The sequence below is a fragment of the Chitinophaga sp. 10T418 genome, from assembly GCF_056394125.1.
Genome location: NZ_JBFTHG010000001.1, coordinates 568,779 through 584,011 on the forward strand (window position 1 = coordinate 568,779; position 15,233 = coordinate 584,011).

The following is a 15,233-nucleotide window of genomic DNA, read 5'->3' on the forward strand; positions in this document are numbered from 1 at the left end:
TATAATCCCGGGAAAGATAAAATTCGACTTAACAATTATATAATTACTTTTCCCCGAAAACTGTCGTAAACTGCATGCTGTTACGGGGTCGCTAGCCCCCGGTTTTATTGGTATCGCATATGCAAAAAACTGCTGTACCCTTTACACGCAAGGATTTCGGGGAAGACTTTCTTTGGGGTGTCACAATTTCCGCTTTTCAGAATGAAGGTGCCTTCGATACAGATGGCAAAGGGCCTTCTATTTGGGATACTTTCTCCGGCCGCAAAGGCAAAATCAAAGATAAAAGTCATGCACAGGTAGCCACCGATTTCTACAATCGCTATACCCAGGATATACTGCTGGCGAGGCTGCTGGGCTTCTCTGTGTTTCGTTTTTCCATTTCCTGGTCACGTATTATACCTAAAGGTACCGGGGCGGTTAATCCTGCCGGAATCGACTATTACCACCGGGTAATAGATGCCTGCCTGGAACTGGGCCTGGAACCCTATATCACCCTGTATCACTGGGATTTGCCCCAGGCGCTGGAACATAAAGGAGGCTGGAGCCATCGGGGAGTAGTTTTTGCTTTTGAAGAATTTGTAAGAATATGTGCCCGCGAATATGGCAATAAGGTAAAGAACTGGATCGTATTAAATGAACCATTTGGTTTCACGGCCCTGGGCTATATGCTGGGCGTACATGCTCCCGGTAAGTTCGGGCTGTCCTGGTTTTTGCCGGCAGTACACCATGCAGTGCTGGCGCAGGCAGAAGCCGGACGTGTTATCCGCGATGAAGTAGCAGGTGCTAATATCGGCACCGCCTTGTCCTGCTCACAAATTATTCCCAATTCAAATAGTGAGGCCGATCTGCTCGCAGCACGCCGTGCAGATGCCCTGTTTAATCGCTTGTTCCTGGAACCCTCACTGGGCATGGGCTATCCGGTGGAGGATTTTCCATTGCTTAAAAAAATAGGGCGCCGTTACGCCCTGTGGCGCGATTGGGACCGGCTGGCATTTGATTTTGATTTTATTGGGGTACAGAATTATTTCCCACTCGTGGTGAAATACAATTCTTTTATGCCTGTCGTGAAAATTTCTGAGGTAAAAGCTAAGTCCAGGAATGTGCCCCTCACCGGGTTAGGCTGGGAAATTAATGGTAACGGACTATACGAAGTATTGAAACAATTTGCGGCTTACAAAGGCATTAAAAAGCTGATTGTAACAGAAGGGGGAGCAGCCTTCCCGGATACTCCCGCAGCAGATGGCCGCGTGGAAGATGTGGCCCGTATTCAGTATTTCCAGGAATACCTCGCGGCGGTACTGAAAGCCCGTCAGGAAGGCATCCGCGTAGATGGTTATTTTGCCTGGACCCTCACCGATAACTTTGAGTGGGCAGAAGGCTATCGCGCACGCTTTGGCCTCGTTCACGTGAATTTTGAAACACAGCAACGTACTATCAAGGACTCCGGCTACTGGTTCCGCCAATTGCTGAATGCAGAAAGCTAAAAGCAGGAAGTAAAAAGCTATTACAGCGAATGAATGACGCGACTAGATTTCATATTCGCTTTGATCATTCGCTGTAATAGCTTTTTACTTTCTGCTTTTAGCTTTCTGCTATTGTGATAACCGCTTAAAGAACCAGATATCTCTCAGGCTGAAGTTAAACACTGCATTCACATATGTTTCTTTTACCAGCGCTGTGCCGGTAGTGCCGCGCTGTCCTGCTTCCAGGCCTACATAATATCTTAGCTGTCCGTTTTTACTGGGCAACGATACTCCCAGCGTACCGGATATATCTTTTATCTGTGTACTGCTCACCACCAACGGTGATCTGTTATAACTGAAACCTGCCTGTAATACTGTTCCCTCAAAGGTTTGGTTAAAATACTGGCGTTTCAGCGTATATTCTATACCGGTAGAGATACGTTCTCCGTCCTGGTAGCTGTAGGTAGGGCCTTTTTCATTGAGACTGTTCCACAACTGGTGGCGATAATCTGCTACCCAGGTGAAAGTACCATTGGTAAGGGAAATACCAGCGCCATATTCAGCCGGCAACGTAAAATAGGAAGGGTCCTGTTCTTTGTTGTAAAGGGAAGTACCGTTCTGATCTACGATATTCAGTGTTTCCTGCAGCTTCATCTTGGTTTGGAAGCGATAGGTGGCGCCCAGTCCCAGTTGCCAGTCCTTACTTATTTTGCCAACGTATTGCGCACCTGCTGTAAAGTTGGGTTTGAAACCATATTTATCGCGCTGGGTTTGTAAGGAGTCAGAACCTGTATATTTTGAGGTATTCAGCGGACCAAAAAGAAATGCGGTAGATACCCCCACAGAGAAGTTTTTGCTGAGCTGGAAGCCATTGGAAATATAGGCCCTGTTAAAACCGCCGGTACCGGTGGTTGTTTCAGTGACAGGGGCGCCGGTGCCGGTCATAAACTGCTGGTTCAGCAATTTGTAATCTACCGTACTGAAAGGCGCAATTCCTGCGCTGATGCCCCAGAACTTGGCTGCTTTGAATCCAAGTGCCGCACGTTTAAAGTTAACATCACCGGCGCTTTGTGAGATACCACTGCCGCTGTAATTCACCTGTTGCGCTTTCAGCGACACATCAAACATAAAGTTTTGATTAGGCAGGACGCTATAGGAAGCCGGGTTGAGCTCATTGAGGTAGCCGGAGTGACGGCGGGCAATGCCGGTACTTCCCAGCCCGAAATTGCGGCTGTAATCCCTTGTCTCCAGGTCTCCTATGCCATAGGCAGAGTAAATGGAATTAAGGCCATGTTGTGCTTTCGCTGCTGTACCGCACAACAGGAGTATAATAAAACCGCTATATATTTTGATTCGCATGAGTATCCTTTATTTGTACAACAGATAGTATAACTGTATTTTAGCCCGGTTCTGAATATTTTGCTGGTCACCAATCACCAGCCTGTCCAGCGTTGTTCTGCCATCGGTAGCGCTGGGAGTAAGCAACAGGCCTCGCGAATAAAAATCTGATACCGTTTGTTGTTTAATAACATAGTTGGTAATATCGAAGGTATAGTTGGTGTTTACATTAAACTGATTATCGATGGTGAGCTGACCATAGGTAAGCGTATCTGTAACGTTGTTGTTCTGATCCAATTCACAAAGTGCTACTCTTGGCGGCAGGCGGTCGTTTACGTAGGTACCCACCACCGGTTTCAAGGTCATGTATACTTTCATGATCTTGAAAAACTGACCCAGGTACACCAGGTTTTTGATGTATGGAATGTCAATGCGTGTAGCTATTCCCGTTATAGGCTGACAAAAGCCCTGGTTACTGGTGCTGGCGGTAGGTAATGTTTTCACTGTTCCATCGAACGGCGCCAGTAAGGTACCGGTACGAACTGTTTTTACCTGGTTAAACTGCAGATTAGCCGCCTGCATTTTAAAATCAACATACCTGACGGTAGTGATCTGCTCATTGATATGATAGTACAGCCGCATCACGAGACTGGTATCATTCGCTGTAAACCCGTTTACCGTTTTACTGTTAGGGCCTCCTCTTACATTCAGCCCTTTAAAGAAAGCCAGCCAGGTAGGACTGGTGGTGACATCACCACTTTTGTCGCGTATCATGGTAAACAGTTGGTTACCCAGTTGATCGGACATATGTGCGGTGATGATTTTATCGATGCCAGGTCGTATTACCCCTTTGAAATTCCCTATAGGCGTGCTTTCTGTAGAAAAGTTACTGCTGTTGTACAGGTAGTAAAAGTTAGTAGCTGTTTGTATGGTAGAAGTCACCCGGTACACCTGTAACTCCTGTTCCTGGGTAGTGTCGCCGGAAACATAGCCGTTCTGATGCATGATCAGCACCATGGAATCGTACTTCGAGCCGTTAATCGGAATATCTACGGAGGTAGGCTGTGCAATCTGGAAAAAGGACTGGACAGTAGAAGTACCGAATAGCGGATCTGTTCTTTTACCAGCCAGCATTACTTCTGAGCCGGAGGTGGGCATAGAATCCTGCCGTATTGTTTTCATCTGTATAGAAAGCGTATCAGAAAGTACATTGTCTGTATTCTGGTTATTATCTACAATATTATTATAGGTAAACCCTGATTTCTGGCAGGATGAAATGGCAGCCACCAATAAAAGTGCCGGAAGATATCTGCGTATACTTCCATTTACACGCCTGAAAAATAAATGATACATGGTATTGTTCATGGTGCGCAATTTTAGACAGGATCAATACTTTCAGTTGCTTTAATATGCCAATGGCCAAAATTTATCGATGAATAACGAAATATATCCTTTATGCTGCCGGTAGGGCAGGAACAAGCATTTGCCGCCAAAGATTCCAACTGGTAGATGAAATAACGGTATCCGTCATCTAAAACAGCGGGAACAGCTATTTCCTGTTTGCCGGAATGCTTCGGCGGATAATTTTGGCAGCAGTAAAAAGAACATGCTAATGCGATATTTAAAAGGTTATAGTTTATTATTGATGGCTTCCCTGGCAGCCTGTTCGAAGAGTTCAAACACCACCACACTGGTAGGAAACTGGATTAAACGTTCCGAATTTGAAGGTGTTGCCAGAAATGCAGCTGCTTCTTTCGTAATTGATAATAAAGCCTATGTAGGAACCGGGTACGATGGACTTAACAGGTTGACAGATTTCTGGATGTACAATGTAGATCAGAATCAGTGGACGCAAATAACTACCCCTTTCACTGGCCCCGGTCGTAGTAACGCGGTAGGCATGGCTATAAGTGGAAAAGGCTATGTGGGTACAGGTACTGACGGATTAACCAAAATGAACGACTTCTACGAATACGACCCTGTTCAAAACAAATGGACTACCAAGAAACCTTTCCCCGGTACCGGCCGTTATGGTGCAGTGGCTTTCGGATTGAAGGATAAAGGTTACATCGCTACGGGTTATGATGGCAACTGGTTAAAGGATAACTGGGAGTACAGTCCTGCTACAGATACCTGGACACAGGCACAGAGCCTCAACAGTGGAAAAAGACAGGATGCTTCTGCTTTTGTGATCGGCAACAAGGCTTATGTATGTATGGGTACTGCCAATAACAGTGCGGTAACCGACTTCTATTCTTTCGATGGCGATTCCAAAACCTGGACTACCCTGAATTCCATTGCCAATGTGAGCGATGATAGCTTTGATGATTCCTACAACTTCGCAGGTAGTGGCGCTGCCTCTTTTGCGATGAAAGGTAAAGGTTATGTTGTTTCCGGTGTGAAAGGCGGTTTATCTGCAGCTACCTGGGAATATACGCCGGAAACTGATCGCTGGGTACAGAAAACAGACTTTGAAGGAGCTGCCCGTCAATATTCTACCGGATTTGCGGTGAAAGATCGTGGTTTCGTGGTACTCGGCGTAAGCAGTACCCTGCAACTCGATGATATGCGTGAATTTGATCCAACTGCAGAGTATAACAAAAATGACTAAGCGTAATATTATTATCGCTGCCGGTATTGCCGTGATAGCGTTGGCTTTTTTTGCCTGGAAATCCGGTCAGAATAAGATCACTCAAAAGAGTGATTCAGATATGCTGGCTGTAGTGGTGGAACCATTTGAAATAAATGGTGGATGGGGGTATAAAGTAAATGTAGATGGTCATACTTACATTTACCAGGACATGCTTCCAGGTGTAGCCGGACACCGTGTTTTTCGCACCAGGGAAAACGCCTTGCGGGTAGGAAATGTGGTAGCCGACAAGTTAACGCATCATAAAATTCCTGCTATGACACAACAGGAATTGATCAATATGAAGATTACCGAAGCGGAGTAAATTTATTCAGATATTCAACTGCTTTACTATCCTGATATTTAGTTCTGTTACACATGGTACCGGAATAAAGTATGCAGATGGTAAAGCAGTCTTATGTCTGTGATTTTAAGTAGATTTTAATTTCTTTATTAAATTTAACAATCCCTTATACTGGATTAACAAATTTTAACACAAGCCTAACCCTATCTGGTGTAAGTTTATCGCATCAAATAAAGTGATGCTAAATTTTAAACGGATACTCAAAAGTCGTCCCTTCCTCATTTCACTGCACGTCCTTGGATGGGCATGCTTTTTATTTTTCCCGTTTTTCATTTATCGGATTCAGATTTTACATACTGGTTTCTTTATCAAAGAATTGGTAGATAACCTGTTTCTTATCGGCATTTTTTATCTCAACATCTATGTGCTGATTCCCCGGTTTTTTAACGGGAAGAAGATTGCCGTATACCTTTGCAGCATCATTTTACTGATTGTTTTTATCACCGCACAACAGGCTACACTTAACTTCTACTTTTTTAAAAACTATGCGCATCGTCCAATGATGACTTTGCGCATGGATAGAAAATTTAACAATTCAGAAGTAACATCGTCGGGCTTTCCTCCGTTTCACCGTCGTCGTATGATGATAGAGGCGGAAGAACGCTCCAGAGCAGGGGCAATTCCTGTTGTGGCAGATGATGAAACGCATGTAGATACATTTGTCCATGCCACGGCGGCGGGATATCCGGGCATCCCTTTAATGGAACCGGATGCACCAACTATCCTGGAGTACCTCTTTTTCCCTGAAGTACTTCGCAGATCCGGTTTTTTTGCGCTCCTGATGTTATTCATGAGCGGATTTATAAAGATTGCACTCGAGTGGTTTAAAAGTGAAAAACAGCGGGAAGAGCTGAAAGTAGAGAAATTGAATGCGGAATTAAAATTTTTAAAGTCGCAGATTAATCCTCACTTCCTTTTTAACTGTCTAAATACTATTTACTCCCTGGCTCATAAACAGTCGGCGCAAACAGAACATGCCATTTTGAAACTGTCAACCATCATGCGGTACATGATTTATGAGTCCAATGAAGCCAGGGTATTGCTGTCACAGGAGTTGAAATACCTGCACGATTACATAGAAATACAACGATTACGGTTGCCAAAAGATATAGAGATCAACTACCAGCTGAATGGAGAAGCAGACACGTTGCAGATAGAGCCCATGTTGCTGGTCCCTTTTGTGGAAAACGCATTTAAACACGGCATCAGTTATACAGAAGATTCTTTTATAGATATAGATATAGCTACAACTGAAGATATGATCAGATTAACAGTCAAGAACAGTCACTTTAAAGAACGTGTTGCCGAACGGGGAGGAATAGGCCTGGATAATGTATTGAAACGCCTGGAGCTGCTCTATGAAAATGAGCATGAGATTAATATCAGGGAAACGGAGAACCAATTTATTGTTGATCTTAAAATTGTGTTGAAAAAATGATAAAGTGTATAGCAGTGGATGACGAGCCGCTGGCGCTGGAAATCATGGAAGATTATATCCGCAAGGTTCCGTTCCTGACCCTGGCGGGCAAATTCGAAAACGCGGCCACCGCGTTACGATTTATCCAGGATGAACCGGTAGACCTGGTATTCCTGGATATCAAAATGCCCGATATCACCGGCATTCAATTCCTCAAATCGCTTAAATACCCTCCCATGGTAGTTTTCACTACTGCCTACGGAGAGTATGCACTGGACGGCTTTAATCTTGATGTGGTAGATTACCTGTTGAAACCCGTACCATTTGAGCGTTTTCTCAAAGCAGCGGCCAAAGCCAGCGAAACATGGTCTGTCAGCCAACAGAAAAATGTAAGCGCCGGTAATACCGCCCTACCCATGGATGCTACCTGGGTAAATGACTACATCTTCATAAAAACAGAGTACAAGATCATCAAGATCAACCTGGAAGACATTCTTTTCATCGAAGCACTGAAAGACTATACGAAAATCTATACACATAATCTGCCCGTTCTTACACTGCGCAGCCTTAAATCATTCGAAACACGTTTGCCGGCCGACAAATTCATCCGGGTACACCGCTCTTACCTGGTATCTCTCAATAAAATAAACTGCGTAGAGAAAAATACCGTGATGATCGCCAACCAGTCTATCCCCATCTCCGATGGCTACAGAGACAGGTTTTATGATGTGATTAATAGAAATTCCTAATATATTTTCCGGATCCCGGACGACATAAACTGGTGAGTAGTACGATAATATTTCATTATCGTACTACTCACCGGTTATTTGGGGGGATAGTGTAAGTTTTAAGCATACAATTTAGTCAATCTATAAAGGAAGAATTCCACACATCTAAGGCTACCAGCTGCCCGAAAGCCTGCATCACGGATATTGTGGGCGGAATTTTATCTTCAACGTCGCTAAATACGCTTTTAAGATATAGTGCATAAGGAACCCCCATCATTATAGTCAGCATTACCTCTTCATTATGTAGTTTCCGTCCAGGCTATACTTAGCACCCGCTTAGTACATATAGTAGCCCTGCAGTATAGGTGGACTTGATGCGGGGATGACGTCCGGGTGTATAACGGGGATGAAATTGCATCAGAATACGGATGGAGGTGAGAACCGGCCATAGCAGGGCTGCTTCCCTACCAGGGGGGAGCTGCGGCAAAAGATGTACTATTGAAAGGAAGCAGGTATAAAGGGTTTATTGATCAAAATATCTCCGGGGGCAAGATCGCTTTATTCCAGTTGAATGACAGCTGGATATGCATGTGTATAGGTAAGGTTGGGAAGCAATATCTTCCGCTTTGGGTAAGTACGTTTATTAACATGCTTGGGTACCCGTGGGGCTGCCACTGCAATAATATCGGCTGCCATATATTGCCTGTTGCCCGATGGGCCGTCTTTGTACATCGCTCTTACCTGGAAAACGACTACCAGTGAACCCTCTCCGGGTACATCGAGTGAAACATTTGTTTCCTGGAAAGTGGAATCGGGGTCTATCATGAGCGTCACCGTTTCGCTACCTGCCACCTGACGGGATCTAAAATCAATACGGGTTGCGATTACTTTTACTTCCAGGGCAGCAATACCCTTATACCCTTCGATGGTTTGTGCGGGAATATTTAATATTCCGTTACGGAAAAGCCGGGGAACCACCGGAAAGAATCGATCTACCCCGGTATGCTGATTGAAGCGGAAGCCAGTCAGGGCCTCGTGATGATCGCCGGCAGCAATGAGTAGCTTGTTGAGCCGATTGATGTGGGCGCCGTCACAATGGATATCCAGGCTGCCGTAGAAAGCATGACGGATAAAAGCGCCTTTCCTGCTGGCGATGCCAAAGCGCCGGGATGCGCGGCGGGTAGCAGCCGTTTGCTGCACGCTTTCCGGCATGGAGCGCAAAAAGTAGTTGCCATTGCGCTTATACCCAATGAGATTGCCGAGTTTTCCCGTAAAAGAAATGACAGACATTTGTTTTGCCATGGGAGATTATTTTGATTACTATAAATATAACACAATCCGGGGAACCCGTTTTCGGGCCAGATGGAAGATTCGCTAAAGGGAGTGTATGGCGTATTGTATAATATTCAAAGATAATCCGATGGGAATTTGAGAATGGCTAATGCGAGTGTATGGGCATTTAGAGAAATATTAAAAAAGATATTCCCCCCGTTTTCAACTTGATCCATTATTTCCATTCATAAAATTCCAAAATCAAAAATCCCAAAATTTTCGGAACTTCGCTCTCTTTTTAAGACCACCATACCACCATTAATTATTATTCTTTTATCAAAAACCACCAACATTGGAAAGAATATATTTTGACAATGCAGCTACCACCTCGCTGGATCCAGCGGTTTTAGAAGCTATGCTGCCATTTATGACGGAAAAGTTCGGTAACCCATCCTCTATTTATTCTTACGGTAGAGAAACAAGGCTGGGAATCGAAAATGCACGTAAATCAGTAGCCAAAACACTGAATGCACACCCGGGAGAGATCTTTTTTACCTCCGGCGGTACGGAAAGCAGCAATACAGCCATTAATGCCGCTGTAAAGGACCTGGGCTGCAAACACATCATTTCTTCGCCTATTGAGCACCATGCGACCCTGCACACAGTAGAATACCTGCACCACCACGATGGTGTAGCCCTTTCTTTTGTGAATGTATTACCTACCGGCCATATCGATATGGACCACCTGCGCGAACTGCTGCAGCAATCCACGGAAAGATGCCTGGTAACCCTCATGCACGCCAATAACGAAATTGGTAACCTGCTGGATATACATGCGGTGGGTAACCTCTGCAAGGAATTTGACGCCATTTTCCACTCAGACACCGTACAAACAGTAGGTCACTATCCATTTGACCTGCGCAATACCCCCGTACACTTTATTACCGGTGCCGGACACAAGTTCCACGGTCCTAAGGGCGTAGGTATCCTTTATATTAATGAAAATGTAAAAATAACCCCGTTCATCCAGGGTGGTAGCCAGGAACGCAATATGCGCGCCGGTACTGAAAACCTCTATGGTATCATCGGGTTTGCCAAAGCACTGGAGATCGCTACTGCACAACATGAAGAACACAGCGCCCATATCAATGGCCTGCGTATGTACATGGCAGAACAACTGCAAAAACATATCCCGGAAGTAAGCTTCAATGGCGATTTGTATGGCCGCAGTCTGTATACCGTATTGAACGTGGCTTTCCCTAAGTCAGAAAAGAGTGAAATGATCCTGTTTAACATGGACATCAACGGCATCTGCGCCTCCGGCGGCAGTGCGTGTACCTCCGGCGCCAGTGCGGGGTCTCACGTCATTCGCGCCATCAATAGCAATCCTAATCTGATTGCGGTACGCTTCTCCTTCTGTAAAAATAACACCAAAGAAGAAGTAGATAAAGCAGTAGAAAAACTGAAAGAACTGATATAGCTTTTAGCTTTTAGCTATTAGCTTTTAGAAAAAAATGCAGCGAAGATGAAAGTATAATACTTTTTTTCTTCGCTGCATTTTTTTCTAAAAGCTAATAGCTAAAAGCTAATCGCTATATCAGTGCATAAATTCTTTGATGTCCTGCATGATCCGTTTGGCAATATTATCTGCTGTTGTTTCATTCTGGCTTTCTGCGTAAATACGGATAATAGGTTCGGTATTGGAAGTACGGAGATGTACCCAGTCCTTGTCGAACTCTATCTTCAGTCCATCTTCTGTATTTAAAGGCTGGTTTTTATACTTCACCTTAATTTTTTCGAAGATAGTTTTTACATCTACCCCTTTATCCAGCTCTATTTTATTTTTAGAGATGAAATAATCAGGATAGCTGTTACGCAGCGCTTTGATGCTCTTTTTACTGTGTGCCAGGTGGCTCAGGAAAAGGCCAATACCAATCAGCGCATCACGGCCGTAATGCAGGTCAGGAACAATGATACCACCATTGCCTTCTCCGCCGATTACTGCATTTGTATCTTTCATCTTCTTAACCACATTCACTTCACCCACCGCAGAAGGGGTATACTGCCCGCCATGCTTCAGGGTAACATCTTTCAGCGCCTGTGTGGAAGACATATTGGAAACGGTATTTCCTTTTCTTTTACTTAATACGTAATCTGCTACGGCTACCAGGGTGTATTCTTCACCGAACATGCTGCCATCTTCGCAAACAAAGCAAAGACGATCCACATCCGGGTCTACCGCGATGCCCAGGTCAGCATTGGATTTATTCACCTCATTGGACAGTGCTGTCAGGTTTTCCGCCAGTGGCTCAGGATTGTGACTGAATTTACCATTCACTTCCCCGAACAGTACTTCTACTTCTTCCACACCCAATGCTTTTAACAATGGTGGAACAAATAAAGCACCTGTAGAATTTACCGCGTCTACCACTATTTTGAAGTTACGCGCTTTGATGGCAGGCACATCCACCAATGGATAGTTCACCACCAGGTCTACGTGCTTCTGCAGGTAAGAATCATCTACCGTGTAGGTGCCGAGCTTATTCACATCCGCGAAATTAAAATCCTCACGTTCTGCAATGTTCAGCAGCTGAGTACCGTCATCTCCGGAAATAAATTCGCCTTTACTGTTCAGTAATTTCAGCGCATTCCATTCTTTCGGATTATGGCTGGCAGTAAGAATAATACCGCCCGCGGCATTTTCCATGGTAACGGCCAGCTCAACGGTAGGAGTGGTAGAAAGACCAAGGTCTACTACATCAAAACCCAGCCCGTTCAGGGTAGATACCACGAGGTTTTTTACCATTTCGCCGGAAATACGACCATCACGGCCTATTACCACCTTACGGTTTTCTGTTTCACGGCTCAGCCAGGTGCCGTATGCCGCTGTGAATTTTACCACATCTAATGGAGAAAGTCCCTCGCCGGGCTTACCGCCTATGGTTCCGCGTATGCCGGATATCGATTTGATCAGTGCCACAAGATTCTGTTTTTAAAGGAAGGCAAATATAAAAAAATCCATTCCAGAAATCCTAATTATGAATAGATGACGTAACATCACCCGCTGCTCACCCTATTTTTCAATTTTCCCCAGTCACTTTTCACTATATTTGCAGCTACGCTTTTAAAAAAACAGCTATACGTTACATGCAATACTCGTGGAAGAATATACCCCGGTATATTCGTTATGTGTTTGTTCAAACGCTTTACCTCTTCCTGCTGATGGTAATGTTCAGGGCTATATTTTACCTGTTCTTCTTCAAAACTACCATTACAGACCACGCAGCCATCGTGAAAGCCTGGAACCTGGGATTAAGGTTCGATCTCAGACTCGCCCTCTATTTAATGATTCCCATACTGCTGATAGCACTCATTACACGTAATGCCTTTTTTACGTCTAAGCCTATACGCCGCATCCACTTTATATATTTCTTTCTGATATACCTGCTGCTCACCCTCCTTTATATTCTTGACCTGGGACATTATGATTACCTGGGCCAGCGCCTGGACCCTTCTGTATTAAGGTTCCTGGCCAAAGGAGAACGCGCAGACAACGCCCGTATGGTGTGGCAGAGTTACCCGGTAGTAAGAGGTGCTCTCGGCATTTTTATTTTCATGTTCCTCGTATATCGCCTGCAAAAGGCCACCTGGAAAAGATTTGCCGCACAACCACTCATTTACCTGCGCAACTGGCCCTTTACCAGTTATGTAATTGGAATGGTATTGCTCTTTGCCGCCGGTTGCTATGGTAATATCGCCTATTTTCCACTGCGCTGGAGCCAGGCCATGTTTACCCGCGACAACGGGGTGACCAGCCTGGGACTTAACCCCATCCTGTATTTTGCTTCCAACTTCTCCGTAAAAGGAGATACTTTCAGTCCGGAGGCCACCAGGAAATATTACCCGGCAATCGCCAATTACCTGAAAGTAGATAACGCCAATGCAGATAGCCTCAACTACGTACGTACCGTTGCCGGCGATGCCTCCAGGCCTAAACTGAACGTAGTACTGGTGATGCTGGAATCTACCGGCGCCGCCGTAACCAGCATGTACGGTAATCCCATGCAGGCTACGCCCAACATGCAACGACTGGCAGATAGCGGTATTCTCTTTAAAAATTTTTATGTGCCTGCCATCAGTACGGCGAAAACCGTGTTTGGCGTACATACCGGCTTACCGGATATCACTTCCGTGAAAACAGCCAGCCGCCACCCTAAAATGCTGGATCAGCGTATTGTGATGGACCAGTTCAAAGGCTACGATAAATTGTACCTGCTGGGAGGAAATACCAACTGGGCCAACATCCGCGCAGTATTTACCAATAATGTGGAAGGGGTACGCATTTACGAAGAAGGTATGTATAAGTCGCCAAAAGCAGATGTGTGGGGTGTTTCCGACTATGACCTGATCACAGAAGCCAGCGGCATCTTTAAAGAAGACAATGATAAAAAGCAACCCTTTGTAGCCTTCCTGCAACTGGCAGATAATCACCCGCCCTATACCACTACCAGCGGCGCGGGCGATTTTAAAAAGCTGACGGAGAAAGACATCGACATGAATAAGTTCAAAAAGTCGGGCTTTGTATCTATCGATCAGTTCAATGCTTTAAGGTATGAAGACTATAATGTGGGACATCTCATTGATATGGCCCGCAAAGATGGTTACCTGGACAATACCATCTTCGTGTTTTTCGGTGATCATAACTGTGTACTCAATCCGTATAGCTTTATGCCGTTACCGGAATATGAACTGTCTACCGGTGGCGTGCATGTAACTGCATTTATGTACAGCCCCAAACACCTGGCGCCACAACAGATCACCATGCCAGGCAGTTTACTGGATATATATCCTACCATGGCTAAAATGGTAGGTATGCCATATAAAAATTATACATTGGGTGTAGACCTGTTCGACAGCACCCGGGTAGATAATAAATATGTTTTCATGACGTACCTGCGCAACCAGATGCCTTTTTATGCTGCACTGGGAGATCGTTACCTGTATGAAATAAATATGGTAAACGATTCCACCGCATTATACGATCTGAAAGGTGATCCGTTGAAGAATGTTCGCGCGCAGCAGCCGGATACAGCGAAAAGCCTCGATAATTTAACACGTGGCTTTTACGAAAGCACCCGATATTTGATGTTTAACAATAAAAAATAGCTGTTAGCTGTTAGCTGTTAGCTTTTAGGCAATGCAGCGAATGATTAACATAACACTATCTACGCTGCATTGCCTAAAAGCTAACAGCTAAAGGCTAAAAGCTAACAAATTATGGAAGTAGATAAACTTTGGTTTAAGGATTGGTTTAATTCTCCCTATTATCATTTGCTGTATAACAACCGCGATGATCGGGAGGCAGCTGCCTTCATTGATAAATTGCTGGCGTATCTGCAACCGGGAACCGGTGCAGAGATGCTGGATGTAGCCTGTGGAAGGGGACGACATGCCAAATACCTGGCTGATAAAGGCTATCATGTAACAGGAATTGATCTTTCTATTGAAAGTATCAATGCAGCTAAAAAACTGGAAAACGACCACCTGAGTTTTTTTCAACACGATATGCGCTTACCTTTTTGGGTAAACTATTTCGATGTGGTATTTAATTTTTTTACCAGCTTCGGTTACTTCGAATCTCAGCGTGATAATGACAATGCGCTGCGTACGCTGAAGAATGCACTGAAGCCTGGTGGCAAGCTGGTACTGGACTATCTGAATAGTAATTATGTAGCGGCCCACCTGGTGAACGATGAAGTGAAAGAGAAGGATAACGTAGTATTTGATATCCGCCGGGAACTGAAAGCGCATAAATTTATGAAGCAGATCAGTATCCTGGACAAAGAAAAAATGCGCCGCGCTACTTACACCGAAAGCGTGAATGCCTTCACCAGGCAGGATTTTGAGGCCATGTTTGCAAAGCAGGGACTTGAAATATTAGAAATATTCGGCGACTATCACTTTAACAGCTATGATGAGCAGCGTTCGCCACGACTGGTTATCGTCGCTACAAAATCATAGC

At 44.7% G+C, this 15,233-nt stretch carries 12 protein-coding genes; 8 read left to right on the forward strand and 4 right to left on the reverse strand.

What is annotated here, in order from left to right:
- The first annotated feature begins 119 nt into the window (after nucleotides 1–119).
- Nucleotides 120–1,484, forward strand: a complete 1,365-nt coding sequence (locus AC1DCV_RS02385; protein ID WP_477021666.1) for a GH1 family beta-glucosidase — start codon at nucleotides 120–122, stop codon at nucleotides 1,482–1,484.
- 108 nt (nucleotides 1,485–1,592) lie between these two features.
- On the opposite strand, the gene bamG is transcribed toward AC1DCV_RS02385, so the two are convergent.
- Together bamG and AC1DCV_RS02395 are read right to left on the reverse strand one after the other, a co-directional pair.
- Nucleotides 1,593–2,822: a BamG family beta-barrel-assembly machinery protein gene (gene bamG / locus AC1DCV_RS02390; protein ID WP_477021667.1), complete on the reverse strand. Its 1,230-nt coding sequence runs from the start codon at nucleotides 2,820–2,822 to the stop codon at nucleotides 1,593–1,595.
- Between the two features lie 9 nt (nucleotides 2,823–2,831).
- Nucleotides 2,832–4,166: a hypothetical protein gene (locus AC1DCV_RS02395; RefSeq protein WP_477021668.1), complete on the reverse strand. Its 1,335-nt coding sequence runs from the start codon at nucleotides 4,164–4,166 to the stop codon at nucleotides 2,832–2,834.
- A 247-nt stretch (nucleotides 4,167–4,413) separates the two neighbouring features.
- Here AC1DCV_RS02395 and AC1DCV_RS02400 point away from each other — a divergent pair, with 247 nt between their 5' ends.
- From AC1DCV_RS02400 to AC1DCV_RS02415, 4 genes are all read left to right on the forward strand, one after another.
- Nucleotides 4,414–5,412, forward strand: a complete 999-nt coding sequence (locus tag AC1DCV_RS02400; RefSeq protein ID WP_477021669.1) for a Kelch repeat-containing protein — start codon at nucleotides 4,414–4,416, stop codon at nucleotides 5,410–5,412.
- Nucleotides 5,405–5,755, forward strand: a complete 351-nt coding sequence (locus tag AC1DCV_RS02405) for a DUF4907 domain-containing protein (protein ID WP_477021670.1) — start codon at nucleotides 5,405–5,407, stop codon at nucleotides 5,753–5,755. The genes AC1DCV_RS02400 and AC1DCV_RS02405 overlap by 8 nt, the downstream gene beginning before the upstream one ends.
- A 217-nt stretch (nucleotides 5,756–5,972) precedes the next feature.
- Nucleotides 5,973–7,232, forward strand: a complete 1,260-nt coding sequence (locus AC1DCV_RS02410) for a sensor histidine kinase (RefSeq protein WP_477021671.1) — start codon at nucleotides 5,973–5,975, stop codon at nucleotides 7,230–7,232.
- Nucleotides 7,229–7,960: a LytR/AlgR family response regulator transcription factor gene (locus AC1DCV_RS02415; RefSeq protein WP_441572404.1), complete on the forward strand. Its 732-nt coding sequence runs from the start codon at nucleotides 7,229–7,231 to the stop codon at nucleotides 7,958–7,960. Before AC1DCV_RS02410 ends, AC1DCV_RS02415 begins: the two co-directional genes overlap by 4 nt.
- A gap of 537 nt (nucleotides 7,961–8,497) precedes the next feature.
- Here AC1DCV_RS02415 and AC1DCV_RS02420 read toward each other — a convergent pair.
- Nucleotides 8,498–9,241, reverse strand: coding sequence for a hypothetical protein (locus AC1DCV_RS02420; protein WP_477021672.1), 744 nt, complete (start codon nucleotides 9,239–9,241; stop codon nucleotides 8,498–8,500).
- A 322-nt stretch (nucleotides 9,242–9,563) separates the two neighbouring features.
- On the opposite strand from AC1DCV_RS02420, the gene AC1DCV_RS02425 reads away from it, so the two are divergent.
- A complete protein-coding gene (locus AC1DCV_RS02425) occupies nucleotides 9,564–10,691 on the forward strand; it encodes a cysteine desulfurase family protein (protein ID WP_477021673.1) in 1,128 nt (375 codons plus the stop codon).
- Between the two features lie 117 nt (nucleotides 10,692–10,808).
- On the opposite strand, the gene glmM is transcribed toward AC1DCV_RS02425, so the two are convergent.
- Nucleotides 10,809–12,191, reverse strand: a complete 1,383-nt coding sequence (gene glmM / locus AC1DCV_RS02430; protein ID WP_477021674.1) for a phosphoglucosamine mutase — start codon at nucleotides 12,189–12,191, stop codon at nucleotides 10,809–10,811.
- Nucleotides 12,192–12,358: 167 nt separating this feature from the next.
- On the opposite strand from glmM, the gene AC1DCV_RS02435 reads away from it, so the two are divergent.
- Nucleotides 12,359–14,377 carry an LTA synthase family protein gene (locus AC1DCV_RS02435; protein WP_477021675.1) on the forward strand — a complete coding sequence of 673 codons (2,019 nt, stop codon included), beginning with the start codon at nucleotides 12,359–12,361 and terminating at the stop codon, nucleotides 14,375–14,377.
- Between the two features lie 111 nt (nucleotides 14,378–14,488).
- A complete protein-coding gene (locus AC1DCV_RS02440) occupies nucleotides 14,489–15,232 on the forward strand; it encodes a class I SAM-dependent methyltransferase (RefSeq protein ID WP_477021676.1) in 744 nt (247 codons plus the stop codon).
- Nucleotide 15,233: the final 1 nt, after the last annotated feature.

What these genes read in the sequence shown, in the direction of transcription:
- AC1DCV_RS02385 (WP_477021666.1), top strand. Translation starts at nt 120, where the DNA reads ATGCAAAAAACTGCTGTACCCTTTACACGCAAGGATTTCGGGGAAGAC.
- bamG (WP_477021667.1), bottom strand. Translation starts at nt 2,822, where the DNA reads ATGCGAATCAAAATATATAGCGGTTTTATTATACTCCTGTTGTGCGGT.
- AC1DCV_RS02395 (WP_477021668.1), bottom strand. Translation starts at nt 4,166, where the DNA reads ATGAACAATACCATGTATCATTTATTTTTCAGGCGTGTAAATGGAAGT.
- AC1DCV_RS02400 (WP_477021669.1), top strand. Translation starts at nt 4,414, where the DNA reads ATGCGATATTTAAAAGGTTATAGTTTATTATTGATGGCTTCCCTGGCA.
- AC1DCV_RS02405 (WP_477021670.1), top strand. Translation starts at nt 5,405, where the DNA reads ATGACTAAGCGTAATATTATTATCGCTGCCGGTATTGCCGTGATAGCG.
- AC1DCV_RS02410 (WP_477021671.1), top strand. Translation starts at nt 5,973, where the DNA reads ATGCTAAATTTTAAACGGATACTCAAAAGTCGTCCCTTCCTCATTTCA.
- AC1DCV_RS02415 (WP_441572404.1), top strand. Translation starts at nt 7,229, where the DNA reads ATGATAAAGTGTATAGCAGTGGATGACGAGCCGCTGGCGCTGGAAATC.
- AC1DCV_RS02420 (WP_477021672.1), bottom strand. Translation starts at nt 9,241, where the DNA reads ATGGCAAAACAAATGTCTGTCATTTCTTTTACGGGAAAACTCGGCAAT.
- AC1DCV_RS02435 (WP_477021675.1), top strand. Translation starts at nt 12,359, where the DNA reads ATGCAATACTCGTGGAAGAATATACCCCGGTATATTCGTTATGTGTTT.
- AC1DCV_RS02440 (WP_477021676.1), top strand. Translation starts at nt 14,489, where the DNA reads ATGGAAGTAGATAAACTTTGGTTTAAGGATTGGTTTAATTCTCCCTAT.